20 protein-coding genes are annotated in these 24,514 nt (G+C 61.3%); 8 read left to right on the forward strand and 12 right to left on the reverse strand.

Annotation, left to right across the window (positions count from 1 at the left end):
- Window positions 1-199: 199 nt before the first annotated feature.
- On the reverse strand, window positions 200-1,258 hold the full coding sequence (locus tag AB4Y31_RS22980; protein WP_368675979.1) for a lactonase family protein: 1,059 nt from the start codon (window positions 1,256-1,258) through the stop codon (window positions 200-202).
- A 124-nt stretch (window positions 1,259-1,382) separates the two neighbouring features.
- On the opposite strand from AB4Y31_RS22980, the gene acnA reads away from it, so the two are divergent.
- Window positions 1,383-4,013 (forward strand): aconitate hydratase AcnA, encoded by a 2,631-nt coding sequence (acnA, locus tag AB4Y31_RS22985; RefSeq protein ID WP_368675980.1) that lies wholly within the window; start codon window positions 1,383-1,385, stop codon window positions 4,011-4,013.
- Between the two features lie 15 nt (window positions 4,014-4,028).
- Complete coding sequence (locus AB4Y31_RS22990) at window positions 4,029-4,763, forward strand: transporter substrate-binding domain-containing protein (RefSeq protein WP_368675981.1); 735 nt, start codon at window positions 4,029-4,031, stop codon at window positions 4,761-4,763.
- Window positions 4,764-4,932: 169 nt separating this feature from the next.
- Here AB4Y31_RS22990 and dctA read toward each other — a convergent pair whose 3' ends face one another.
- The gene (dctA, locus tag AB4Y31_RS22995) at window positions 4,933-6,273 is read right to left on the reverse strand and encodes a C4-dicarboxylate transporter DctA (RefSeq protein WP_368675982.1); all 1,341 of its coding nucleotides are present in this window, start codon (window positions 6,271-6,273) and stop codon (window positions 4,933-4,935) included.
- A 75-nt stretch (window positions 6,274-6,348) separates the two neighbouring features.
- A complete protein-coding gene (locus AB4Y31_RS23000) occupies window positions 6,349-7,011 on the reverse strand; it encodes an aspartate/glutamate racemase family protein (protein WP_368675983.1) in 663 nt (220 codons plus the stop codon).
- A gap of 186 nt (window positions 7,012-7,197) precedes the next feature.
- Between AB4Y31_RS23000 and AB4Y31_RS23005 the strand changes: the two genes are divergently transcribed.
- The 6 genes from AB4Y31_RS23005 to otnK all read left to right on the forward strand — a co-directional run bounded on the left by AB4Y31_RS23005 (window position 7,198) and on the right by otnK (window position 14,545).
- Window positions 7,198-8,133 (forward strand): GntR family transcriptional regulator, encoded by a 936-nt coding sequence (locus tag AB4Y31_RS23005; RefSeq protein ID WP_107152592.1) that lies wholly within the window; start codon window positions 7,198-7,200, stop codon window positions 8,131-8,133.
- Between the two features lie 295 nt (window positions 8,134-8,428).
- Window positions 8,429-9,529 (forward strand): porin, encoded by a 1,101-nt coding sequence (locus AB4Y31_RS23010; RefSeq protein ID WP_368675984.1) that lies wholly within the window; start codon window positions 8,429-8,431, stop codon window positions 9,527-9,529.
- Window positions 9,530-9,576: 47 nt separating this feature from the next.
- Window positions 9,577-10,911 (forward strand): MFS transporter, encoded by a 1,335-nt coding sequence (locus AB4Y31_RS23015; protein WP_368675985.1) that lies wholly within the window; start codon window positions 9,577-9,579, stop codon window positions 10,909-10,911.
- Window positions 10,912-11,114: 203 nt separating this feature from the next.
- On the forward strand, window positions 11,115-12,185 hold the full coding sequence (locus AB4Y31_RS23020) for an isocitrate/isopropylmalate dehydrogenase family protein (RefSeq protein ID WP_368675986.1): 1,071 nt from the start codon (window positions 11,115-11,117) through the stop codon (window positions 12,183-12,185).
- A 76-nt stretch (window positions 12,186-12,261) separates the two neighbouring features.
- A complete protein-coding gene (locus AB4Y31_RS23025; protein WP_368675987.1) occupies window positions 12,262-13,251 on the forward strand; it encodes an amidohydrolase in 990 nt (329 codons plus the stop codon).
- A gap of 13 nt (window positions 13,252-13,264) precedes the next feature.
- Window positions 13,265-14,545 carry a 3-oxo-tetronate kinase gene (gene otnK / locus AB4Y31_RS23030; RefSeq protein ID WP_368675988.1) on the forward strand — a complete coding sequence of 427 codons (1,281 nt, stop codon included), beginning with the start codon at window positions 13,265-13,267 and terminating at the stop codon, window positions 14,543-14,545.
- Window positions 14,546-14,640: 95 nt separating this feature from the next.
- Here the strand turns inward: otnK and AB4Y31_RS23035 are convergent, their stop codons facing one another.
- The 9 genes from AB4Y31_RS23035 to AB4Y31_RS23075 all read right to left on the reverse strand — a co-directional run bounded on the left by AB4Y31_RS23035 (window position 14,641) and on the right by AB4Y31_RS23075 (window position 24,250).
- Complete coding sequence (locus AB4Y31_RS23035) at window positions 14,641-16,383, reverse strand: cobalamin biosynthesis protein CobT (RefSeq protein ID WP_368675989.1); 1,743 nt, start codon at window positions 16,381-16,383, stop codon at window positions 14,641-14,643.
- Between the two features lie 4 nt (window positions 16,384-16,387).
- Complete coding sequence (locus AB4Y31_RS23040; RefSeq protein WP_102607022.1) at window positions 16,388-17,593, reverse strand: AAA family ATPase; 1,206 nt, start codon at window positions 17,591-17,593, stop codon at window positions 16,388-16,390.
- A gap of 35 nt (window positions 17,594-17,628) precedes the next feature.
- Entirely contained in the window at window positions 17,629-18,318 is a 690-nt protein-coding gene (locus AB4Y31_RS23045; RefSeq protein WP_368675990.1) for an aldolase, read from the reverse strand.
- 99 nt (window positions 18,319-18,417) lie between these two features.
- Window positions 18,418-18,717 carry an antibiotic biosynthesis monooxygenase gene (locus tag AB4Y31_RS23050; RefSeq protein ID WP_368675991.1) on the reverse strand — a complete coding sequence of 100 codons (300 nt, stop codon included), beginning with the start codon at window positions 18,715-18,717 and terminating at the stop codon, window positions 18,418-18,420.
- Window positions 18,718-18,798: 81 nt separating this feature from the next.
- Complete coding sequence (locus tag AB4Y31_RS23055) at window positions 18,799-20,112, reverse strand: MFS transporter (protein WP_368675992.1); 1,314 nt, start codon at window positions 20,110-20,112, stop codon at window positions 18,799-18,801.
- A 163-nt stretch (window positions 20,113-20,275) separates the two neighbouring features.
- Window positions 20,276-21,349, reverse strand: a complete 1,074-nt coding sequence (locus tag AB4Y31_RS23060) for an isocitrate/isopropylmalate dehydrogenase family protein (RefSeq protein WP_102607020.1) — start codon at window positions 21,347-21,349, stop codon at window positions 20,276-20,278.
- Window positions 21,350-21,363: 14 nt separating this feature from the next.
- Window positions 21,364-21,792 carry a cupin domain-containing protein gene (locus tag AB4Y31_RS23065; protein ID WP_368675993.1) on the reverse strand — a complete coding sequence of 143 codons (429 nt, stop codon included), beginning with the start codon at window positions 21,790-21,792 and terminating at the stop codon, window positions 21,364-21,366.
- A 35-nt stretch (window positions 21,793-21,827) separates the two neighbouring features.
- The gene (locus tag AB4Y31_RS23070) at window positions 21,828-23,198 is read right to left on the reverse strand and encodes an NAD-dependent succinate-semialdehyde dehydrogenase (RefSeq protein ID WP_102607018.1); all 1,371 of its coding nucleotides are present in this window, start codon (window positions 23,196-23,198) and stop codon (window positions 21,828-21,830) included.
- Between the two features lie 29 nt (window positions 23,199-23,227).
- Window positions 23,228-24,250, reverse strand: a complete 1,023-nt coding sequence (locus AB4Y31_RS23075; RefSeq protein WP_368675994.1) for an amidohydrolase family protein — start codon at window positions 24,248-24,250, stop codon at window positions 23,228-23,230.
- Between the last annotated feature and the right edge of the window lie 264 nt (window positions 24,251-24,514).

Below are 24,514 nucleotides of genomic sequence, written 5' to 3' on the forward strand. Positions count from 1 at the left end.
GTGAGGTGCGTTCGTTTGCATCGCTGGCCCAACCAAACATCGAATAGGCGGCGCATCTTCTCGAAGCTGTGTCGGTGTTTGACTTAGGTGATGATGCGCCTGCCGGGCCGCCGCTCGCGCCAGCGAGCGGGCAGAAGATCGGACGCTTGGCGCTGGCGCATCGCGCGGTTGCCTGAAGGGCATATCCGGGCATTCGCAATCACCCGTCTCGGCCCGAAAACACCATGCACACAGGGCTGCCGCAATTAGTCGTGCATCCGGTGTATGCGAGGCGGCCTGTCGTGTCGTCAATCGCAAAGGCAACGATGCTGTCGCTGTCTTCGTTGAGCGCATACATCACGCGGCCGTCGGGCGTGCTCGTTATATAGCGCGGCGTATGTCCCCGCGTCGATTCCGCATCGACGAAGCTCAGACGACCGGATGCTTGGTCGATCGCGAAAATCGCAATGCTGTCGTGCCCGCGATTCGACGCATATACGTAACGCCCGTTTCGCGCGACCTCTATCTCCGACGCGCGGCTATTGCCCGTATAGGTATCGGGAAGTGTCGACAATATCTGCAACGGGATAAGTGCGCCGCTGTCTGCTGCGTATCGGTAACTGGTAACCGTGGAATCCAGTTCGTTGACGCAGTACATATATGCGTTTTGGGGATGAAAGGCGACATGTCGCGGGCCGGCCGTTTCGCGCGTGACGATAAACGCGTGTTGCGTCGGCGTGAGCTTTCCACCCTCGAACCGAAAAACGAAGATACGGTCCAGTCCCTTGTCCGGCACCACGACAAAGCGACCTGTGGGGTCGAGCAGATTGAAGTGCGGTTTGGCTTGCGTCTGCTCAATTCGATGCGGACCGATCGGCCCTTCGAGTGGCAAGAGTTGCGAGACAGCCTCGAGTGAGCCGTCCGGCGCGATCGGCAGCACGGCGAGGCTGGCTCCGATGTGATTGGACACGATCACGTATTTCCCGGTCGGGTCAATTGCCAGATGCACAGGGTTTTTACCCCGCGTGCTCTGCGTGTTCATCGACGTCAGCTTTCCAGTGTGCGGATCGATCGCAAATGAGGTGATGTCCGCCATGTCACCGTGCACCGCGTAAAGCCTGCGCCCGTCGACGCTCCGTGCTAGGAAGGACGGGTTGATCAGATCGGTGACGAGTTGAACGAGTTCGAGCGCGCTGTCGGGATGCACTCGATAGACGCTAATCCCTTCGCCTCGTGCGTTGCGCTCGACGGTCGTACGTGAGCCCACGTATGCAAACATTCCTGGCTTCCTCTTGCGATTGAGCTGCGGCAGATTGCACGGTTCCATGCGATCTCGATCTGCACGCCCCTCGCGGGTTTATACGGCATTGTATTTCATTGACAAAAAATACAAAATATAGCCCATGGAAAACACCTACGCTCCTTCGCCGGCCGTGCTGGTCGTGAACGGCAAGTCGTATCGCTTCGTCGATCTGCCCGCCATGTTCGGACAAGGCCTATTCCGGCTGCCTGTCGTGCTGCGGCTGCTGCTCGAGAACGTCGTGCGCAATACCGCGGGCGACGAACGCCGGCGAGCGGTCGAGGCCATCTTAAGGTGGTGCGACAGTGGCAGCAGCGAATATGAGATCGCGTTTCAACCGGGGCGTGTCCTCATGCATGACACGACGAGCACGCCGGCCCTCGTGGATATCGCTGCCATGCGCGATGCGCTCGCCGAGGCGGGAGCCGATCCGGCGGTGCTCAATCCGGTCATGCCTGTTGACTCATCGGTCGATCATTCGCTTGCAGTGGAGTACTTCGCGCAGCCTGACGCTGCACGCGGCAATCTTCAACTGGAGTTTCGGCGAAACGGCGAACGATATCGGTTCCTGCGCTGGGCATCGAAGGCCTTGAACGGCGTGCGTATTCATCCGCCCGGTACCGGCATCATGCATACGATCAACCTCGAGCAGCTCGCCACCGTGGTCACTACGGAGGAGCGCGCAGGTGAGATATGGGCGGTCCCCGACATGATGATCGGCACGGACAGCCATACCCCCATGATCAACGGCATTGGCGTGCTGGGATGGGGCGTCGGTGGGCTCGAGGCGCAAACGGTAATGTTCGGCATGCCGGTCATGCAACGCATTCCGGATGTGATCGGCGTGAAGCTCACGGGCGCGGTTCGCCCCGGCGTGCTCGCCACGGATGTTGCGTTGACCGTTACGCAGCGACTGCGCGATATCGGCGTCTCGGGTGAGTTTGTCGAATTTTACGGCCCTGGCGTTTCTACGCTCACGGCTGGACAACGCGCCGTGGTCGCCAACATGGCGCCCGAATACGGCGCTTCGACGGGGTTTTTCCCTGTCGACGCCAATACAGTCGAATACTTGCGGGACACTGACCGCAGCGTCGAGAATATTGCGCTAGTCGAGGCGCTTTGTACCCGTGCGGGCTTCTGGTTCGATCCTCAGGCCGAGCCCATTTATACGCGCGTGATCGAGATCGACCTGGATGCAGTCGGCATGCATGTAGCGGGTCCGCGTCGGCCTCAGGATCTTTTGAGCTATGCGCACACCGGCAGGGCGCTCGCGCAATTCCCTTGCACTTCGCAGACAGCGCTCCGTGGTATGCCGACTCATCCGGTTGCCATCGCTGCCATCACGAGCTGTACGAACACCACGGATCCTGCACTCCTGATTGCCGCCGGATTGATTGCAAGCAAGGCGCGGCGCCTTGGGCTGAAAGTTCCACGATGGGTAAAGACTTCATTGGCCCCCGGCTCTCCTGCCGCGAATGCCTACCTCGGGCGAGCCGGTCTCTTGTCGGAGCTGGCTGCAGTCGGGTTCCACATCGTCGGCTATGGCTGTACGACGTGCATCGGAAACTCCGGCCCTTTGACAGACATGATTGAGGAGGGAATCTCAGCCAACGCCATCCGGCCGGTGGCCATCCTGTCGGGGAACCGGAATTTTCCGGGGCGCGTTCACCCTGACCTGGATCTTGCCTTCATCATGTCTCCGCCTCTGGTGGTGGCGTTCGCGTTGGCCGGCGATGCGGCATTGGAATTGAGCCATGATGCATTGCAGACGGCACCGGACGGCAGGGCGGTCCGGCTGTCCGATCTTTGGCCGACGAAGGAAGAGGTGGCCGCGGCCCTGCGTGTCGCGGCCGATCCAGGCGATTATCGAAAGTCCTTCGCTGCGGCGGCCGACAACCCGGCATGGCGCGAGCTGGATTCGCCGGATAGCGCACGCTATCCGTGGAACCCCGATTCGACGATATTGCGGCGTCCTCCGTTTGCCTCGCTGGATGAAGCCGGGCAGCTTGGCAGCTACCGCGCGTATCCGTTGCTGGTGGTGGGGGACGACGTCACGACCGATCATATTTCACCGGCAAGCGCGATTCCGAAGGATAGTTTCGTCGCCGATTTTTTGGTGGAGCGAGGCGACGATCGCGATGACTTGAACGTATTCGCTTCCCGACGCGGCAATTGGGAGGTGATGGTGCGCGGAGCGTTCTACAACAAGACGCTCGTGAATCTCCTGAAGCCCGACGCCCCTGTAGCCCACACGCTTCACATTCCAAGCGGGGAAGTGATGCCGATTTTCGAAGCGGCGCAACGCTACCGAGAGGCTGGGCACTCGGTCGTGCTCGTCGCGGGCGAGCGGTACGGAATGGGCTCATCGAGGGACTGGGCGGCTAAGGGGCAGCGCCTGCTCGGGGTACGGGCCGTGCTCGCTGTCAGCTTCGAACGCATTCACCGATCCAACCTGATCGGCATGGGCATCCTGCCGTTACGCCTGCCCGCTGGCGTCAGTCCTTCAACACTGGACATCGCTCCTGGCGACATGATCGAGGTCGATGTAGAGCCGGACGCACTGTTTCCTAGATGCTCGGTCGGCGTGAAGATCGCTCGCGCGAATGATCGCAGTGACACGATAACGGTGATAGCCGCCGTCGAGACGTCGCTCGAAGTCGATTTGTTGCGCGCAGGCGGCGTAATTCCACTCATTCTCCAAAAGGCGATCGCCGGCACGCTGGCGCACCGGTGACGCGACGACTCTTCTATGAATATCGACCCATCTATCATTCGTGCGTTTGCTCCGACCGGAAGATTGCGCGCGTCCATCAATCTCGGCAACCCGGTTCTTGCAAGCCGGCAATCGGCCGACGCCCCGCCGACCGGCATATCTGTCGATCTTGCACACGAACTTGCCCGACGGCTGCAACTCGAGCTCGAATTCGCGATATTCGAAACGGCGAGAAAGTCCGTAGAGGCAGTGACCGAGGGGCGGGCCGACATTGGTTTTTTTGCGATCGACCCGGTTCGCGGCGCCGGGATCGCGTTCACGGCGCCGTATATCCTGATCGAGGGCCGCTACCTCGTTCGTCAGGAATCGCCAATCACGCGCAATGATCAGGTTGACGTTGCGTCGAATCGCATCGCAGTGGGGCACGGGACTGCCTATGATCTGTTCCTGACCCGCGAAATCCAAGCTGCAAAGCTGGTACGCGCGGCGTCGTCACAGGTTGTGGTCAAGACGTTTCTCGATAACGGACTCGAGGTCGCGGCCGGCGTGAAGCAGGTGCTCGAGATGGAGACCCGGAATGTTACCGGTCTGCGCTTGCTGGATGAGCCGTTTATGGTGATTCAACAGGCGATGGGCATCCCCAAGGACCGGGGTTCGGTCGCAGCACGCTTCCTTGGAGACTTCATCGAAGAAATGAAGGCGAGCGGTTTTATAGGCGAAGCTATGACCCGCCATGGCGTTGCTGGCGCCTCCGTTGCACCGCCTGCCTGACCAAGTCTCACAACTGGAGAGCGAAGAGGAGAGCGTGATGGTCATCGAGATGGTTCACATCGAGATCTTGCCGGGCAAAGCCGCAGAGTTCGAAGCGGGTCGCGCGCTGAGGCCCGTGAAACACGCGCCCCACTCCCCATGTTTCGCGGACGCGCATGTGATCACGACCTCACGCTGGGGGGCGGCTCTCGCGGGCAGTGGCGAGGCCGGATGTCGAGGTTTCCGCGTCGGAGTCGACCGCACCTTGGGTTCGGTGAAACAGTGCGTCGCGCATCTTCTGTGGATCGAACGCCTTTTCCCATTTCGCGACAACGACGGCGGCGACAGCGTTACCGATAATCGACGTGATCGCCCGTGCCTCGCCCATGAATCGATCGATACCGACCAAAAGCGCGATCGCGCTCAGAGGAAGCACATGGACTGCGGAAAGCGTTGCGGCGAGCGCGACGAATCCCCCTCCAGGTACGCCACTCATACCCTTCGATGTAACGAGCCCCATCGCGAGTATCACCAACTCCTGACCTAGCGTCAGATGGGTATTCGTCGCCTGGGCGATGAAGATCACGGCCATGGTCAGGTAGATGCAGACGCCGTCGAGATTGAATGCATAGCCTGTCGGTACGACGAGACCGACAACGGACTTTTCGCAGCCCATCCGCTCGAGCTTTTCGAGAAGTCGCGGCAGCGCGGGCTCCGCGCTCGCCGTGCCTAGGGTGATGAGAATTTCGGTCTTGAGGTAGGCAATGAATCGAAACAGGTTGACGCCGCAAAGCTTGAGGACGAAGCCGAGCACGAGCAGCACGAACAATAGGCACGTTGCATAGAACGCCATCATCAGCTGACCCAGCGCGAGCAGGCTCGACACGCCGTACTTGCCGACAGTGAAGGCAATTGCGCCAAACGCACCGATCGGCGCGAATTTCATGACGAACGTCACGACGCCGAACATCGTATAGAGAAACTCGTCCACGATTTTGATCAGCGTGGCGGCGCGTGGCCCGGCGTGGGCGAGGGCAAGGCCAAATAGGACGGCGATGAAGACGACCGGAAGGATGTCACCATGCACGAATGCACCCACGAAGCTTTCGGGGATGATGTGCATGAAGAAATCCTTGAGCGACAATTCCTGCGCGACCTTCGCGTAGCCGGCGACCGACGCCAGATTGAGTGTAGCCGGATCGACGTTCATCCCTTTGCCAGGCGCCAGCAAATGCGCGACGGTGAGACCGATGGCGAGCGCGCCCGTGGTGACAACCTCGAAGTAGATGAGCGCCTTGAGGCCGACGCGCCCGACTGCCTTGATGTCACCCATCTTGGCAATTCCGGTCACCACGGTGGCGAACACGATGGGCGCCACCAGCATCTTGACGAGTTTGATGAAGGCGTCGCCAAGCGTTTTCATGTCGGTGCCGAGCGCAGGCTCGGCCGCTCCGAATGCAATGCCCAGTACCACGCCGATCAGAACCTGGACATAGAGCGGCTTGATGGCCTTGCCGATCGGAAATCGCACAATGTGTCTCCTGATGATGCGGCGTGCCCGCAAACGAAGGTATGGCGATCTTTTTGTCGCCAATCGTTGGAATGACTAACGGGAAAGGAGCGCTTTCAGCTTCTTCACCGCGCTGTCTGTCGTGGTCAGTGTCGGACGTCGAGACGCCGCCTCGGCTGCCGCATGCGCGCTCGTCATCGAGAATTGGGCGAAGCAGACCACGTCATGGTCAGACAGACGGGCACACGCCTCCGCTATCAGCCGGTCATGGGTGGACTTGTCGCCGGATTGCAGGGCTGGCCACGCGCCCTCGACGAAACAGGACGTGACCTGAAGGTCCGTTTTGTTTCCCGCGGCGAAGTCGTGGAACTCCCGAGCAATTGGGGCGAGCGCGGGCTGGAACGTCGCAACAAGCGCGATCTTGCGCCCCAATCCGAGGGCTTCTTCGATCATCGCTTCATTGGGCTTTAGGATAGGCACGTCGATCCCACGTCGGGCTGATTCGATGACCGGGCCGAAGGCCGAGCACGTGAACAAAACCCCGTCGGCGCCGGTACGCAGGGAATAACCGACGAGCGCCGAGAAACGCGAGGTCATTGCGTCGACGTTGCCATCTGCGCGCTTCAGGTCCGCCGCCAGCGAATCGTCCAGGAGGTTGTACACCGTCGCATCGGGCCACCAACGCGTAAAGCTTTCAGTGATCGGCTGAATGGCAAGTGGTGTGGCATGCACGAGGCTGATTCGAGGGGCGCGAGTCATGGGTTGCGGCTCAAATTGTATTTAAGCGCAATATAGTACAGTTTGACGAAGAGGCCTGTTCGGGAAGACCCGTACCGGACTCCAATGCAGTTGGCGAACGAAGTGCCGGCGCCGAATGCACCCAGTGTCCTATCTTTCATCACGCAACAATTTGTGGTATCAACAGGCATCACCAGATCGTTGACTATGAAAACTGAGACAACCGGGGCGCTGGCCGACCAGGTCGCGGCCAAGATCATCGACATTGCACGGACGCGTTCACTGCCGGCAGGGGAACATCTGCGCGAGGAAGCGTTGGCTGCCGAGCTCGGCCTATCCCGATCGCCGATCCGGCGTGGATTGGCGTTGCTTGCCGAGCACGGCCTCGTCGTGAAGGAACCCAACCGCGGGATCTTTTTGGCCGTGGATGCGCATGGCATCGACATCGCCAAGTTGCCGTTCGGCGTCGACCCGCTCGAGGATCTCTATCTTCGGATCGCCGATGACTGCCTCAGCGGAGAAATCGCAGAGGAGTTTTACGAGGCCGAACTGCTTCGGCGCTTCGATGTGCCGCGCGGTCAGCTGCTCAAGGTGCTCACCCGCCTCGCCAACGAGGGCATGATTTCCCGCAAGCCCGGCCAGGGCTGGCGCATCAATCCTTTTCTGCACGATCGCGAGGCGCATATCCAGAGCTACCGGTTCCGCATGGCGATCGAGCCCGCCGCCTTGCTGGAGCCGACCTTTCGTATCGACAAAGCCGCATTCGCGAAAGCCCGGAAGATTCAGACCGAAATGCTCGAAGGCGACATCTTCAAGCTGCCTCGTTCGATGCTGTTCAAGAACGGCTCGGAGTTTCACGAAATGCTCGTGCGCTGCTCCGGCAACCGCTTTTTCATCGAGGCTCTCGAACGTCAAAACCAGCTTCGTCGGTTCATGGAGTACAAGGCCGCGACGGACCGGACCCGACTCATCCGTCAATGCAAGGAACATCTCGAGATGCTCGACCTGATCGAGAGCGGCGGCCGCGAACACGCGGCTGCGTTCATGCGCAAGCATCTCGATGTGGTCAGCAAGATCAAGGCGCAGGCCGAAGAAAAAGAAGAACAGCAGGCGGCGCGCATCGTACCCGAGGCGCACCTCTGATTTGACTTGCCCCTGTGCATCGGGGCAAAGATCGATGTTCCCCGCGCGCCGTCCGGCGTGCGAGTTCCGATACGATCGGAGTCCGCCCAAAGGTGGGGTTTACGTGGGTATAAAGGTAGATGTCGTTTGCATTACATTGTACGTTAATGCAATGTAGTACATATGACGAATAGATAAGTCGTGGACGCCTGTCGTGCAGATGGCGCCGCCGGGCCTGCGTCGTTCGCGCGTTCGCACGCCGTAAATTGTACGTAGTGTTAAGAAAGAACAAAACGGAGCAAACGGAGATTTGGAGATGCGGCACTTGCTGATCGGTTTGGGCGCAACCGCGGGATGTCTGTTTGCGAATGGCGCATACGCACAAAGCAGCGTCACGCTGTACGGCATCATCGATATCGGGATTCAGCGCGCCAGTAACGTCGGGGGACATGCGCAGACGCAGGAAACCAGTGGCATGTTCAACGGCAATCGCTTCGGTCTTCGTGGCAATGAGGACCTGGGCGGCGGGTGGCAAGCCGTGTTTCAGCTCGAGAACGGTTTCAACGGGAACAACGGTACGTTCGGGCAAGGAACGAATGCGTCGGGGACGACTGCCGCCGTCACGCGCATCTTCGGCCGCATGGCCTGGGTCGGCCTCAGATCGCCGTGGGCGACGCTGAGCATGGGGCGTCAATACGACTTCATGTACGACTTTGCCTCCATCGCGGTCTCCAACTACGTGGGATCGTTCATGCACCGTCCCGGCACCGCGAACACGCTGCTTGGCAACAATGGCAGCACGACGGACTTCGATCGCATCGGCGGGGCGCGCGTCGATAATTCGGCAAAACTGACCAGTGCGCCGCTTGCCGGCTTCACACTGGGCGCGTTGTACGGTTTCGGAGGTCAGGCCGGTGCGTTTTCCAACGGGAGCACGGAAAGCTTCGGATTGAAGTACGAGAACGGCGGACTGCTCGCGAACGCCGTTTGGACGAATCTCAAGGAAGCCAACTTTCTCAGCAGCTATCGGACGTATGGCGCGGGCGCGCGCTACCAGTTCGGGCCGATTCGCGTGTCGACCATGTACACGAACGCCCGATGGACTGCGACCGGCGATCGAGTCGATACGATCGAGTTCGGCGCTCAATACCTGATCACGCCCGCGTTTTCGGTTGCAGCCGGGTACTTCTATTCGAAGCCGAACAACGAAAAGAAGAACGTGATCATGCAGGGCACGCGCAATCAGGTTGGCTTCACGACGCTCTATGCGCTATCGAAGGCGACGAACGTCTACGCGACGGTCGACTACCAGCGCGCGAAGCACGGCTATTCGGCACAGATCTACACCCTTTCTCCCTCGGACGCCAAAACCAATCATCAAACGATGGTGGGCGTCGGCTTGCAGCACTTCTTTTAATCCGCGGCCGGGATAGGGCACAAAACAAAACACTGGAGGCTAGGCTTATGAAATCCGAAATTCACGCCCGAACGATGGCGAAAGTTTCGAGACGCTTGATCCCCTTCATGATCGTGATGTTCCTGATCAACTTTCTCGATCGGGTCAACATCGGATTTGCCGCGCTCGAGATGAACAAGGATCTCGGCCTGTCTCCGAGCACATATGGATTCGCGGCCGGGATTCTCTTCGTGGGATACGTCGCGTTCGAAGTGCCGAGCAACCTGATACTGCAACGCGTCGGTGCACGCATCTGGCTTGCCCGCATCATGATCACTTGGGGCATCCTGGCGACGCTCATGGCATTCGTTTTCAACGAGGCCTCGCTGTTCACGCTGCGCGCGCTCATCGGGGTAGCGGAGGCGGGCTTCTTCCCAGGCCTGGTCTTCTACATGATGCGCTGGTTCCCGGCCGAGGAGCGAGCGAAGGCGATTACCGTGTTCATGTTGGGCAATCCCATTTCCGTGATCATCGGTGGTCCGCTTTCGACGGCCATCCTTCATTTCGCTCACCATTTCGGTGGATTGGCCGGTTGGCAGTGGCTCTTCATCATCGAGGGCGTTCCGGCGATCATTATTGGCGCGATCACCCTCGTCTGGCTGACGGAGAGGCCGGAAGACGCCAAATGGCTAGAGCCCGACGAACGTGAATGGCTGATCGCCAGGACCAACGAGGAGGCACGGGCGAAAGAGAGCCGCGGCCATGGCCCCGCGCGTGTACGCGACGTTTTCGTGCATGGGAAGACCCTTGCTTTTGCCTTTTGCAAGTTCTGCGTGCTACTGGCCTTTTTCGGCATCACATTGTGGCTGCCGCAAATCGTGAAAAGCCTCGGCAATCTCACCACGTTCGAAGTCGGCGTGGCCTCCGCAATTCCCTACGTGTTCTCAGCTATCGCGAGCGTGCTGATCGGCCGTCACTCGGACAAGACAGGTGAAAGGAAGTGGCATATCGCGCTGCCGGCGTTCTTGGGCGCAGTCGGCTTCGTCGTGGCAAGCCTCGCGGCTAACCCCTGGAGCGCGATGATTGCGCTATGCGTGGCCGCTACCGGCCTCTGGGTGTCCAACACCATTTTCTGGACGCTGCCGGCGAGCATGCTCGCCGGTACGACTGCTGCGGCAGGCATCGCATTTATCAACGCCTTCGGCAATCTTGGCGGCTTCGTGGGCCCGTATCTGACGGGCTGGATTCGGCAGGCGACCCATTCATACGTGTGGGCGCTCGTCATGCTGGGTGGGTTCCTCGCCCTGAGCGGCATCATGGTGTTGATCGTCGGCCGATCGGAAATGAGGCCGGACAGTCGCGAGAATTCGGCGTCGCGACAACCCGCTGTCGACAAGGGGTAAGGCTGATAGGTCAGGCCGAGCGGGCGCGCCGAGCGTGGTACGGGTGCGCTCATTAGGCCGCGGGACGCAGCGGTGCGCCGCTTTGGCTGAGTCGAATCGTGGTGCTTCCTGGAACAAACAAACCAGCATTGTACTAACGTTTAATGAAGTACAATTACTGACGGCTTTTTGGCGCACAGCGCGCCACCTTATGGAGATTTGCGATGCGTATCTTGGTTTTGCCGTGCGACGGCATTGGCCCCGAAATCACGGCTGCTTCGATGGCGGTGCTGCAGGCGGCAAACAAGAAGTTCGGCCTGAAGCTCTCGTTCGATTACGACGACGTCGGGTTCGTGAGCCTCGAGAAGCATGGCACGACGCTGCGCGATGAAGTGCTGGAGAAGGCCAAGACCTACGACGGGATCATTCTTGGGACCCAATCGCATGCGGATTATCCCGCGCCGGAAAAGGGCGGACGCAACGTGTCGGCCGGGTTTCGCATCGGGCTCGACCTGTATGCCAATGTCCGGCCTGCGCGCACGCGCCCCTTCCTGACGTCCAACATGCGCGAGGGCAAGACGATGGACCTCGTGATCATGCGTGAGGCGACGGAAGGCTTCTATCCGGATCGCAACATGACGAAAGGGTGGGCGGAGCTGATGCCGAGCCCGGATATGGCCATCTCGCTGCGCAAGATCACACGGCATTGCAGCGAGCGCATTGCCCGTCGTGCATTCGAGCTGGCAATGAAGCGCAAGAAGAAGGTCACCGCGATTCACAAGGCGAACAGCTTCCATATGACGGACGGACTGTTTCTCGAATGCGTGCGCGACGTGGCGAAGGACTTCCCGGAGGTGCAGCTCGACGATCTGCTCGTCGACGCTTCGACGGCACATCTCGTTCGCTCGCCGGAGCGTTTCGACGTGCTGGTGGCGACCAACTTCTATGGCGACATCATCAGCGATCTAGCGAGCGAGCTATCGGGCAGCCTCGGGCTCGCCGGCTCGATGATGGCAAGCGATACCCACTGCTGTGCGCAGGCCCAGCATGGTTCGGCACCCGATATCGCCGGTCAGGACAAGGCCAATCCCGTTTCGATGATCCTGTCGGTGGCCATGCTGATCCAATGGATGGGGGAACACCATGGCAATCCGAGCTACATCGAGGCGGGCAAGGCGATGGAAGTGGATGTCGACAAGGTGCTCGAGAACCCGGCCACGCGTACGCCGGATCTCGGCGGCACGTTCGGCTGCAAGGCCTTCGGTAGCGAAGTCGCGCGCGTGCTGGCTGGTTGACGGATCGACGCGCGGGCACATGACGCACCCGCGCGTCGCCCACGGATGCGCTTATAAAAACGAAGGAGACAGCAACATGGTCAATCGCAGGCAGATGCTGGTCGCAACCGGCGCCGCGCTGGGAGGTGCATCTCTCATTGGTTTCGGAAAGGTAATGGGCAAGGAGTTGGGGCACATGTCTCCGATCGGCTTTTCTGTGCCGACGGGAGTGGTGGATTCGCATTGTCATATCTTCAATCCCGAGAAGTTCCCCTATTCGCCGAAGCGCAAGTACACGCCGCCTCCTGCCACGGTGCAGGATCTACGGCGATTTCACTCCGCCATTCATGTGCGCCGCACTGTGCTCGTACAGCCGAGCGTCTATGGAACGGACAACGCATGTCTGATCGACGCGCTGGGACAACTCGGTCGAGACGCCCGCGGCATTGCCGTGATCGACCCGAGCTTTTCGAGCCAGCAGCTGGACGATCTGGCAGGCGCGGGTGTCGTGGGCGTGCGTATCAATCTCGAAGTTGGCAAGAACCACGATTCGAATCTTGCCGTCGAGCGCCTGGAGCAAACGGTGGAGACGCTGCGCGGCAAGCCGTTCATCGTTCAAATCTATGCGGCCTTGCCGGTGCTCGCCGACCTCGCGCCACGTATCCAGGCGCAGCCTCATCCGGTTGTGATCGATCATTTCGGCTTGGCAAAAGCCGCCGATGGACCGGAACAGCCCGGGATGTCCGCGCTAATCGGCATGATGCAGTCGAAGAAGGTCTTCGCGAAACTATCCGGGCCGTACCAGATCTCGTTGCAAAAGCCGCTCTACGCCGATACCGCGCAGATCGGCAGCGCGCTTGTCGAGGCGGCACCGGATCAGGTCATCTGGGGAAGCGATTGGCCGCACACGGGTGGCAGCGAGCGCAAGGCCGACGCGAAGCCTACTGACATCGAGCCTTTCCGTGATGAGGACGAGGGGCGTAACTTCTCGTTGGTGAAGACGTGGGCACCGGCGCCGATCGAGCGGCGCAAGTTGCTCGCTGACAACGCCAGCCGCCTGTTCGGCTTTGTCGACAGCGCGGTGTAATTGCATTGGGAGCATGGCATTGAGCAGACCTCTCCTCGGCTGTATTGCCGATGATTTCACGGGCGGCACGGATCTGGCCAGCACGCTGGTGCGCGGCGGCATGCGCACGGTCCAAACGATCGGTGTCCCCGCGCAGGCCGAGTTGCACGATGCGGACGCGATCGTCATCGCATTGAAAACGCGAACAGTCGAGCCGGAGCAGGCCGTACGTGAGTCGCTCGCGGCGCTGGAGTGGCTCAGAAAAGCCGGCTGCAAGCAGTTCTTCTTCAAGTATTGCTCTACCTTCGACTCGACGCCGAAGGGCAATATCGGCCCGGTCGCCGATGCGCTGGCCGATGCGCTCGGCGTCGACCTCGCAGCTGCCTGTCCGGCGTTTCCCGAGAATGGCAGGACGATTTACAGGAGCCACCTCTTCGTCGGCGATGTGTTGCTCAGCGAATCCGGCATGCGGGACCACCCGCTCACTCCAATGACGGATTCCAACCTGGTGCGTGTATTGCAATCGCAAACCAGGCGCAAAGTGGGGGCGGTCAAGCTCGATGCCGTTTCTCGTGGCCCGGATGCGATCGCCGCGGCCTTCGATTCACTGCGCAGCGAAGGCGCGCGATATGCCATCGTCGATGCGGTAGCCGATCGCGATCTGATTAGCATCGGCGCTGCGTTGTCGGGCCATCCACTCGTGACGGGCGGATCGGGCATCGCCATGGGCCTGCCGGAGAACTTCCGGCGAGCCGGCAAACTGACGGCGGCCGTATCGGCGGCGTCGGATCTTCCGAACATCGTGGGGGCGGGCGTGATTCTCTCGGGAAGCTGCTCAGTGGCGACAAACGCGCAGGTGGAACAGTGGAAGCGTTCGCGCCCGGCATTTCGGCTCGACGCGCTGCAGCTTGCCGAGGGCGACAGGCAGATCGAAGACGCGATCGCCTGGTGTGCCGAGCGGCTTTCCGGCGGGCCCGTGCTCATCTACGGAAGCGCGGCGCCCGACGTTGTAAGAGCCGCACAGCAGAAGCTCGGTGCGGACGTTGCCGGCGCGCTGATGGAACGCGCATTGGCCACGATCGCGAGCGAGCTGGTTCAACACCATGGCGTGCGCAAGCTGGTGGTTGCCGGTGGCGAGACCTCAGGTTCCGTCGTCAAGGCGCTCGGCGTCCGAGCCTTGCGCATCGGCGCACCCATTGACCCGGGCGTGCCGTGGACGACAAGCAGCGGCAGTGAGCCGCTAGCGCTCGCGCTGAAGTCCGGCAATTTCGGCACTGTCGATTTCTTCGAGAAGGCGCTGTCGACAGCACCTTGATGCAACGCCCGCCGAAGCGGCGCTATTCCGCTTCGGTATTTTTCGCGACTCGCTGAGCAGTTACGCGTGCGCCAGTTGCCGGATCTGGTCCATGCTCAAGCATCGGATCGTTCCAGCATCCACTCCCTATGCTTGAGTAGCGTCCGGCCGAGCACGTCGAATGCCGCCTTCGGCAAGTCCTGCAATCGTTCGACGACCGCGCTTGTGGGATAGAACGTTTCGACTGCGTCAGTGAGAATGCCCACGCCGACCAGTTCGACGCCTCGCTCGCGCAGTTCGGTTATTCGTGCCTGCAGGTCGGCACGCAGGACGTCGGGATTGCCGTCGCCGGTTGCGGGATATCCATCGGAAAGCACCATCAAAATGTGACGATGTGCGCGGCGAGCGAGCAGCCTGGATGCGGCCCAACTCAGCGCTTCGCCGTCGGGGTTCTCGTGCCCGCATTCGACGCAGGTCAGACCGACCAGATTGTCGGAATCGAAACGTTTGTAGATCTGTAAATCCAGCCGTTCGACGAAGCGGTTGAAACCGGATGAGGCGTGGCCGGCCGCGAGCCAGCGTTCGTAGTATTCGCGCATCTCAACGTCTTCGATCGAACTGTAGCCGAGTACCTCCAACGGAAAGCTCAATTGGCTCAATGCGTCGCTCAACGCCGCGGCGCACAGGGTGGCGAGTTCGATCTTCTGCCCGGCCATCGAGCCGCTGCGGTCGATCAGGAGCGTGACGGCCGCGTCGCGGCCCGGTTTCACGAGCCGCGTGCGAAACGGCGTTCGGTAGCCCGGTGCTACGGCGAGCCTGACAAGGCAAGGGCGGTCCAGTTCACCGCGCTCCTGTTCGCGCCTCCAATGGGTCTGCTCGTCGGCCTTAAGCGCGCGTTCGAGCCTTGCCTTGAGCGATTCCGTTTGCGCGCGCGCGGTACTTCTCAGCTTTCTCCATCGGATAGCGTCGCCTTTGCCTGTGAAGTCGGCCTCGCGGTCGAATTGCGTCGTGATCGGGACGGATAGCGCAGCCCGACTCATCGCAGGACGATGTGGCTGCTTGCCGGCGTCGCCCGATGGCTGTTGAGCTGCATCGGACGCGGATCGGGTGAGGCCGCCACCCATGGTCAACGCCGATGTTTGCGAAGAAGGTGGAGCATCCCCTGTATCCGAGCCGTCCGACTCGAACTCGTTTCTGGTGGCAGGGGAATCGAGCGTGTCCTGTGCGTCGGCGGTCAACATCATGTTGTTCACGTCGCCCGCTGAGAGCTCGCGAATCCGTTCGATGAGTCGCAGCGCGATACGCATGCTGTCGGCCGTCGAGGCCGACCGGCTCGCTTCCTCGAGTAGATCGATACTCGCATGGACTGCCGCATTCAGCGAGGGACTGGACTCGATTGCTGTGGACTGCTCGTTCCACACATAGCGTTCGACATGCCAGGCGAGCTTTTCAGCCCAACTGAGCGTTGTCCACTGCGCGGCCGCTACGCGTGCCATTTCGGCACGCAGCCTGGTGAGAAAAGGTGCCACGCCGGGATAGGCGCGCGCCAGCTCGCAGCACGCGCGCCGATCGTCGATTGCCTGCGCGAGTCGGCGCGCAACGGGCGAGCCAACGCGCTCGATCGCATCCTGAGTTGCAAAACGCGCGCGGGCAGCCAGCAGATCGACATAGCCGGTCATCAATTCCTGCAAGGCATCCATGCCAGCAACGGCCGGCGGAAGCACGAATTGATCGTCGCGCAGACGCGGGCCGTCGTCCGCGATCACGACCGTCAGGCGGTCCTGTCCTGTCAACGTCCGCGCCAGACGGGACAGATGGGCGAGCGTATCGTCGACAGATTCCGTCAGCCCGTGGTCCATTCGCTCACCCGTGCGGATCGATATGGTGCTGGATGATGCTACGGATCAGCGCGACATCTTCCGCGCCGACTTTCGAGTAGATGGTCGGACCGGCGGCGACCTCCGGATCTCCGGTGCGCAGCATGAGCTCGGTCCAATCGAGCAACCTTCGGGTCGAGAACGCGCTGGCCAGGTCTTCTCGCATGAAGGCCTCGCGGCAGTCCGCCGCGATCGCGGCCAGCGTTTGCGCCATTTGCACGGACACGCGCCGACCAAAAGTGCGCAGCAGCACCTGTGCCTCTTCGTCGCGCGAGAGATAGTCGATGCGATAGACGCGCCATCGGTCCAGAAACGCCTCGTTCATGACATTGGCGCCCTGATAAAGGTGGCGATATTGCCCCATGGACCCGACGGCATTGGCTGTTGCAAAGAGCCGGAACGAGGGATGCGGCGCAACGATTTCGTTGCCTTTTTCCTTGAGCAGCAAGCGGCCGCCCGGCTCGAGCACGGCAGTCAGAACCGCAAGGATCGCAGGCTCCGCAAAGTCGACTTCGTCGACGATCAGCCAAAGACCTTCGCGCATGGCCGTCGGCAATACGCCATCGACCCAGAGGGTCTCGCCTCCTTTCACGGTCCAGAATCCAACGAAATCGCCGACCGTTGTCTGCCCGTTCATATTCGAGCGCAGAACGCCCTGATTGGTGTGCGCGGCGACCTGCTCGATGAGACTGGTCTTGCCGCTGCCGGTGTGACCGATCAGCAGAATACGGCGATTTTCAACGATGTCCCGCAGAACGTTGTCAAACCGCGGGGCGAAGAGGTAGGCGCGATTCACGGCGGGCACGAATGGCCCACCATTTCCGTGCGGCATCGCTACATTACCGACACGTGTGCCGGCGAGCGAACCGTCGCGCTCGCCGGGCGTTTGTCCAGCACTCTCGAGCAGGTCCCGCATGAACGTCGATCGATGGATGGGCTTCTCGTCAGGTCCCGCATGCTCGCGGCGGACGAATCCTTCACGATCCCACTTCAGCAGCTTGGCCTTCAGGTTGTCGTAGTCGACCACCGTATCGATGTGCTGCTCGCCATTGGCACGGCGATGCCGGATTCGGTACAGATGCGGCCGCTCCGACGGACTCACGGTCCACTGACCCGCGGTCACGTCCGTCGGGTGATGGTAGGTACCGGTCGGGTCGTCGTCTTTGATGCTGTTCGCCGCTGGGACTTTCATGGCTAGATGCGGGGCGTGTTGAGCGTCAGTGCGCGCTACCAACGGGCGCCAAATGTATTGCGCAGCTCGTCGATGGCGTCCGTTGACATCGGCGTGGCAGAGCGCGCGAGCGACATCCACAGCAACGCCGTTTCCTCGAGCTCTTCCAAAGCGAACGATGCGGCCGAGACGGTCTTTTCCCAAACCACCGGACCCAGTCGCTCGAGCAACACCGCGCGCACTTTCGGCGCGAGTACGGCGACCTGGTCGGCAACCTCCGGTGCGCCTGGCCGATGATACGGGATGAGCGGCACGTGGCCGACCTTCATCACGTAGTACGGCGTGATTGGCGGGATGACGTCGTCGGTGCTCCAGACGCCAGCCAACGTGAGCGCGACCAGATTCGTCGAATGCGTGTGTACGACTCCGCGCGTTTCCGGTGAATTCTCGTAGATCCTGCGGTGAAGCGCGAGCGTTTTGGACGGACGCCCGCCTGATACGTGCTGCCCGTCGCAGCCCACTTTGGCGATATCGTTCGGATCGAGTCGGCCCAGGCATGCGTCTGTCGGTGTGATGAGCCAACCATCATCAAGGCGCGCGCTGATATTGCCGGCGCTCCCCACTGTGTATCGGCGGGAGTAAAGACTCGCGCCGACCGTGCAGATCTCCTCGCGGATTTCGGATTCAGCAACTCCCACAGTTCCTCCAGCAGAGCATAGGTGGCCAAGACCGTACGCGTCGCGCATTCGGCCCTTCGCCGTCGGTAGCCCGGCACCGATCGATGATTGTACTGTTTTGCAATGGCATACATTGTCGCTCAGAATGCCGTCCAACGCGCGGATGTGTCAAAGGCCGGCTCCGGTCGCCTCGGTATGAAAGACCTCGGGCGGTCGAGCAAAATGAGAGCCGACGAGTTGACGCCACGTCTGAAAATCCTGGGATTGGCGAAAACCGATCATGTGGTCGTCGACGGACTTCCAGCGAACGAGAAGGACATATCGGTTCTCGGTTTCTATCACGCGATGCAGCTCAGCGCCGCCGCAACCCTGGGCGCGGGCGAAGAGGGGAAGCGCTTGCGCGACACCCGCCTCGAAACCTGCCGCATGGCCGGGCAGGACTTCGATGTGCGCCATTTCAAAGATCATGTCGTACTCCTGGTCGGAAAATGTCTGATCGACGCCACGGCGCAGCGCCGTGGCGTCGACTCTCGCGAGAAATTGATGGGTTTAGTCCTGACGCGCAAGTACCGGGAGCGTGGCGGCCAGCGTCGCCGAAACGCCAAGAATGGCCGCCATCGCCCAGATGCCGGCGGAAAACGTGCCGGTCGTCTGCTTCAGAAAGCCCACCAGATAGGGGCCGGCGAATCCGCCGAGCGTCCCGAGCGAGTTGATGAAGGCCAGGCCGCCCGCTGCCGCGACACCGGTCAGAAAGCGAGTCGGGATCGTCCAGAAAATCGCGCGGGCGGAACTGACCGCCACCACGGCCAAACTCAATCCGATCATTTCGACCACGATGCCATTGGCGCATGCCGACAGCGCCAGACCCGCGGCGCCTACCGCGCATGAAGCGACGAGGTGGAAGACGCGTCGGCCGCTGCGATCGACGGCGCGCGCCCAAATCAGCATGCCGATCACGGCGGCAATATAAGGCACGGTCGAAAAAAGCCCGACGTTGACGACGCTGAACCCGTGACCTCTGAGAATCAGCGGCAGCCAGATACCGACGCCATACGAGCCGAGAACGAAGCCGAACTGGGTCGCCGCCAGAAGCAGCACGCGGCCGTCCTTGAGCGCGGCGAACAATGCGGTCGTGGGCTTGCGCCGCGGTTCTTCTGAGAGCATCCGGACGAGTTCGGTGCGCTCGTCGTCCGTGAGCCAGTGAGCGTCGTTCGGGTCATCGCGCAGCAGCGCGTAGACCGCGAAGCCGATCAGCACGGCCGGAAGCCCCTGGATCAGGAACATCCACTGCCAGCCATGCAGTCCCGCGATACCGTTCATTTCCAGCAGCAGCGCGGACATCGGGCCGCCGATAATCGACGACACCGGTACACCGAGCATGAAGAAAGCGAGGACGCGGACGCGATATTGGGCGGGAAACCAGCACGCCAGGAAGAACGTCACCCCGGGAAAAAAGCCGGCTTCCGCAACGCCGAGCAGCAAGCGCAACACGAAGAAGCTTGTCGGTCCCTGAACGAACGCGGTCGCCGCCGAGGCAAGTCCCCAAGTGATCATGATGCGCGTGAGCCAGCGGCGCGCACCATACCTGTACAGCGCGAGGTTGCTTGGAATCTCGCAGAGACAGTAGCCGGCGAACAGGACGCCCGCACCCCAGCCGAATTGCATCGGCGTGAGACCGATATCCTTGTTCATCGTCAGCGCGGCAAAGCCGACGCTCGTGCGGTCGATGTAGTTGAAGATGAAGGCGAGCGTCAACAGCGGAAGCAGTCGCCAAGCATTCTTTCGCAGCACGCGCTGCCGGATCGCCATGTCGGCGGGACGGTTTTCGGGCGGCACGTCCATTGCCATTGATTCTGAATGCATATTGAATCCTTCGGTGGTGGCTCTCGACAAGGAAGCCGTAGTCGTCATGACCGGCTGGCTTACTTGCCCAACGCGCGCGAATTCCACGCTGCCATCATCGAACGTCTCCTTGATGGTTGTAGTGTTCCGACAGAGGGGACTGCTCCGTCGGACGGATCGCAACTCAGGCCTTTTGGACCGACGCGGCGACATGCTCGGCGAAAGCCGTGCAGCCCATGGTTCCCCCCAGATCGGCCGTACGGGTTTCGGGATTTGCCAGCACTGCGTCGATCGCCGCGTCGATTGCATCCGCTGCGCGGACGAAGTTCGATTTCTGGCGATGTTCGCCAATCCAGCGCACCAACATGCTCACCGAAAGAATCATCGACGTGGGGTTTGCCTTGTCCTGATTCTGGATATCGGGCGCCGAACCGTGTTGCGCCTGTGCGCAGCACAGGGCGTCGCCTGCCATCACCGAACCGCCGAGACCCAGACTGCCCGAAAGTTCCGCGGCCAGATCGCTGATGATGTCGCCGTAGAAGTTGGTCGCGACGAGCACGTCGAACGTTTCCGGGTTGCGAACAAGGTGCGCGGTCGACGCGTCGACGAGGAGGTCGTTCAGTTCGACTTCCGGAAAATCCTTGGCCACATTGCGCACGCACTCGAGGAACAGGCCGTCCGTCATGTGGAAGCTGTTGGCCTTGTGAATCGCGGTCACCTTCTTCCTGCGCTTCATCGCGAGTTCAAAAGCCCGGCGCGCGATGCGCTCGCTGCAATGTCGCGTGATCTTGCGCACTGAAAGCGCCATGTCCTTCGACGGCATCATTTCGCCCCAGCCCAGCGCCATGTTTCGGTCCGGGTAGAAGCCTTCCGTCGCCTCGCGCATGATGACGAGGTCCATGCTCTTGCCTTCGCGCATGTTCGATGTCAGGAACGGACGTGTACGGGACGGGCGCACGTTCGCATACAAATCGAGCTCGCAGCGAAACGCCGCGGACACGTTGCGGCCGCCTTTGTCGGGGGGCGGGTAGTCCGCATGCGAAATGGTGCCGAGAATGAGGCCGTCGAAGGTGGGCGCCTTTTTCAGCACTTCCGGGCGCAGCGTCGTGCCGTACTTCTCGAGGCTTGCGAAGCCGATGTCTTCGTAGTGATATTCCAAGCCGAGGTCAAAGAGCTGGTCGGCTTTGCCGAGAACGTGGATGGATGCGGCGGTGATTTCTGGGCCAATGCCGTCGCCCGGACAAACGAGGATACGCATGATGATTGATCGGGTTAATTCGAAGAAGGGCTTTGATGCTCCGCGGAGACGGGGCGGGTCTCACCGGTGTCTGCGAGCGTGCGCGTCGCGTCCTGACGCGCATAGATCCACAGGATCTTCATCGGTTCGGTCTCCGAAATATTGCGGAATCGATGCGGCACGTTCGGTGGAATGAACGTCGTGTCGAGCGGCTTGAGTTCATATTCGAGGCCGTCGATATCGAGAATTGCACGCCCTTGGACGAGTACCACGCTTTCCTGGCAGTTATGGCTGTGGAACGGGATCTTCACGCCGGGTGCGAACGACGTATAACCGGTGATGAAGCTGTCCGAGCCGACCGACTTGCCGACGAGCGGCGTGGTGCTGGCGCCGCCGCCGCGATCGTAAGTCGTAAGTTGCTCGGGTTTCAGGAGGGCGGCTCCCGAGGGCGTCTTGATGGTCATGGCGGGTTCCTTTGGGGACGGTCGAGGGTGCGGAGTCAGGCGGCGGGGCCAATCCAGACTGTTTTGACGTTGGTGAATTCGCGGATGCCGGCGGCGCCGAGTTCTCGGCCATAGCCCGATTGTTTGATGCCGCCAAAAGGCAAACGGGCGTCCGACGCGACGAGGCCGTTGACGAATACGGCTCCAGCTTCGATTTGGCGCACGAGCGTCCTCGCCTTTTGCAGGTCGGCAGTCCACAGCGCTGCGCCCAGGCCGAACTCCGTCGCGTTCGCGAGCGCGACGGCTTTTTCAGTGCTGCTGACGCGCAGAATGGCCGCGACCGGGCCGAACGTTTCCTCGACCGCCGCCGCCATATCGGGCGCGACGTGGTCCAGCACGGTCGGCGCGTAGAAGAAGCCCGGACCGGCGATGGCATGGCCACCAGCCTTGAGGACAGCGCCGGCTTCGACCGTGCGCTCGACTTGACGATGCAGTTCGTCGCGTAGATTCGCGCGCGCCATCGGGCCGATCGTCGTGTCGCGCCGTGTAGGGTCGCCGACTTTGAGCTGCGCGACGCCTTGGCAGAACAGCTCGACGAAGCGATCCGCGACCGTCTCGTCGACGATGAAGCGCTTCGCCGAAATGCAGCTCTGGCCGGTGTTCGAAAAGCGTGCCTTGACGGCGGCCTTCGCGGCGGCTTCCACGTCCGCGTCGGCCAGTACGATGAATGGGTCCGAACCGCCCAGTTCGAGCACCTGCTTCTTCATCGCACGGCCCGCCTGCGAGGCGACCAGCTTGCCGACGGCGGTCGAGCCGGTCAGCGTCACGGCCGCAATGCGTGGGTCGTCGATGAGTGCCGCGACGTTTTCCGGTTCGATGAGCAGCGATGCGATGAGTCCATCGGGCACTTCCGCTTCGGCGAAAAGATTGTTAATGACGAGCGCGCATTGCGGCACGTTACCCGCATGCTTGAGAATCGCCCCGTTGCCTGCGCAGAGTGCGGGCGCAGCGAAGCGGATGAACTGCCACAGCGGGTAGTTCCACGGCATGATAGCCAGCACGACACCGAGCGGGTCATACGCGATGTAGCTTTCGGTTGCGTTGCTCGACACGGCTTCGTCGCCGAGATAGTTGCCCGCGTTCTCCGCATAGAAGCGGCAGGTCCATGCGGACTTCTCGACTTCCGCTTCCGCTTCGGCGATGGGCTTGCCCATTTCCAGCGTGATCAGCGCCGCGAGCGCCGCCTTGCGACGTTGCAGGACTTCACCGATGCGCGCGACGGCGGCGGTGCGAACATTCAGCGGCTGTTTCGCCCATGCGCGCTGGGCAATCTGCGCGTTCGCGAGCGCCTGCTCGATGCGCTCGGGTGTATCGGAGCCGAAGGTTGCGACAACTTGTTCGGTGGCGGGGTTAAGGGTGCGAAACATGAAAAAATCCTCGGTGGGCAGCGGGTGGGTCAGCTTGCCTCGGCGGCAAAGCCATAAAGTCGTGCGGGGTTGTCGACCAGAATCTGTTGCATTACAGCGGCGGTTTCCGCCCATGCGAGCATCTGATTGAGCGCGCGGCCGGCGTCTTCCTTGCGGAATGGCTCAATGCGCGCGAGGTCACCGTCGCGATGACTCGCGCTGCCCGTATGTGGCCAGTCCGACGCCCACAGCATGCGGTCCGGCCGGCTTTGGACGAGCCGCTGCGCGAACGGGGCGATATCGGCGTAGTCGGGCGCCTGCCGCGATGCACGATAGGGGGCGGAGAGCTTCACGTAGACATTGCCGGCCCTCACTAGCTGCAGGACAGTCTCGAACGCATCCTGCTGCTCGGGCTGTCTGGCGGTGCGCACGCCGGCAAAATGGTCCAGTACGACCGGAACCGAGAGCTCGGCAATCGTGGGCGAGAGCGCGGCAACGACATCCACATCGGCATAAATCTGGATCGACCACCCCAGTGGGGCGACAGTCCGTGCCGCACGCTGGAGCTGCGAAAGGGCCACTGTCTCGTCGCGCTCGCCCTTTACCTCGAGATTGAGGCGAACGCCGCGTATGCCACCGTCATGCAACGCGCTCAGTTCCGCCGCGGTGATCGCGTACGGATCGATGACCGCAACGCCGCGCGCGCGCCATGTTCCCAGCTCCTTCAGCGCGGCGAGCATAGCGGCGTTGTCGGTACCGTACACGCTTGGCTGCACAACGACGACGCGCTCAATGCCGAGGCGATTTTCAAACTGAAGCAGATCCGAAATCAGCGCGGGGCCGGGCGTGTACGAGCGCTTTGCCGCGAACGGATACCGCTCGGCGTCGAACACGTGAATGTGACAGTCGCAGCTTCCGCGCGGGAGTGCGAACGCTGGCGGGCTAGGGTTGTTGCACGGCGCCGGCACGGCGGAACTGCCCGGAGCGCCGGATGGGGACGCATCCGCGCATGCCGGCGGCACCCGGCCGCCGGCCGCTGCAAAGCCTGCTGCAGGAAAGTTGCTGCGATACATATGGCTCTCGCACGATCGAAACTGGCTTGTATTTTATGTTTACAAGATACGATGTAAAGGTCTTTTGTGAGATTTTAGTACCAAGCAGGGTAAACCACAGTGCCGGCGCACGTGTCAGGCAGATCGCTACAAGCGGAACCCTTCTCTGGAGATGGTGGGTGAGCGCGCCTTCGGGTGGTTGCCGATAGATGGTCGGGCGGCATGCGATGAGGTTCTCTGTGCTATCAAAAAACCAATAAACGAACTGTGATAGCATGACCAGGA

It is taken from the genome of Trinickia sp. EG282A (assembly GCF_040965455.1).
Lineage (GTDB): Bacteria > Pseudomonadota > Gammaproteobacteria > Burkholderiales > Burkholderiaceae > Trinickia > Trinickia symbiotica.

Bases quoted from the DNA above. Each gene is read 5' to 3' on its own strand.
- AB4Y31_RS22980 (WP_368675979.1), bottom strand. From the start codon at position 1,258: ATGTTTGCATACGTGGGCTCACGTACGACCGTCGAGCGCAACGCACGA.
- acnA (WP_368675980.1), top strand. From the start codon at position 1,383: ATGGAAAACACCTACGCTCCTTCGCCGGCCGTGCTGGTCGTGAACGGC.
- AB4Y31_RS22990 (WP_368675981.1), top strand. From the start codon at position 4,029: ATGAATATCGACCCATCTATCATTCGTGCGTTTGCTCCGACCGGAAGA.
- AB4Y31_RS23000 (WP_368675983.1), bottom strand. From the start codon at position 7,011: ATGACTCGCGCCCCTCGAATCAGCCTCGTGCATGCCACACCACTTGCC.
- AB4Y31_RS23005 (WP_107152592.1), top strand. From the start codon at position 7,198: ATGAAAACTGAGACAACCGGGGCGCTGGCCGACCAGGTCGCGGCCAAG.
- AB4Y31_RS23010 (WP_368675984.1), top strand. From the start codon at position 8,429: ATGCGGCACTTGCTGATCGGTTTGGGCGCAACCGCGGGATGTCTGTTT.
- AB4Y31_RS23015 (WP_368675985.1), top strand. From the start codon at position 9,577: ATGAAATCCGAAATTCACGCCCGAACGATGGCGAAAGTTTCGAGACGC.
- AB4Y31_RS23020 (WP_368675986.1), top strand. From the start codon at position 11,115: ATGCGTATCTTGGTTTTGCCGTGCGACGGCATTGGCCCCGAAATCACG.
- AB4Y31_RS23025 (WP_368675987.1), top strand. From the start codon at position 12,262: ATGGTCAATCGCAGGCAGATGCTGGTCGCAACCGGCGCCGCGCTGGGA.
- otnK (WP_368675988.1), top strand. From the start codon at position 13,265: ATGGCATTGAGCAGACCTCTCCTCGGCTGTATTGCCGATGATTTCACG.
- AB4Y31_RS23035 (WP_368675989.1), bottom strand. From the start codon at position 16,383: ATGGACCACGGGCTGACGGAATCTGTCGACGATACGCTCGCCCATCTG.
- AB4Y31_RS23040 (WP_102607022.1), bottom strand. From the start codon at position 17,593: ATGAAAGTCCCAGCGGCGAACAGCATCAAAGACGACGACCCGACCGGT.
- AB4Y31_RS23045 (WP_368675990.1), bottom strand. From the start codon at position 18,318: ATGCGCGACGCGTACGGTCTTGGCCACCTATGCTCTGCTGGAGGAACT.
- AB4Y31_RS23050 (WP_368675991.1), bottom strand. From the start codon at position 18,717: ATGATCTTTGAAATGGCGCACATCGAAGTCCTGCCCGGCCATGCGGCA.
- AB4Y31_RS23055 (WP_368675992.1), bottom strand. From the start codon at position 20,112: ATGCATTCAGAATCAATGGCAATGGACGTGCCGCCCGAAAACCGTCCC.
- AB4Y31_RS23060 (WP_102607020.1), bottom strand. From the start codon at position 21,349: ATGCGTATCCTCGTTTGTCCGGGCGACGGCATTGGCCCAGAAATCACC.
- AB4Y31_RS23065 (WP_368675993.1), bottom strand. From the start codon at position 21,792: ATGACCATCAAGACGCCCTCGGGAGCCGCCCTCCTGAAACCCGAGCAA.
- AB4Y31_RS23070 (WP_102607018.1), bottom strand. From the start codon at position 23,198: ATGTTTCGCACCCTTAACCCCGCCACCGAACAAGTTGTCGCAACCTTC.
- AB4Y31_RS23075 (WP_368675994.1), bottom strand. From the start codon at position 24,250: ATGTATCGCAGCAACTTTCCTGCAGCAGGCTTTGCAGCGGCCGGCGGC.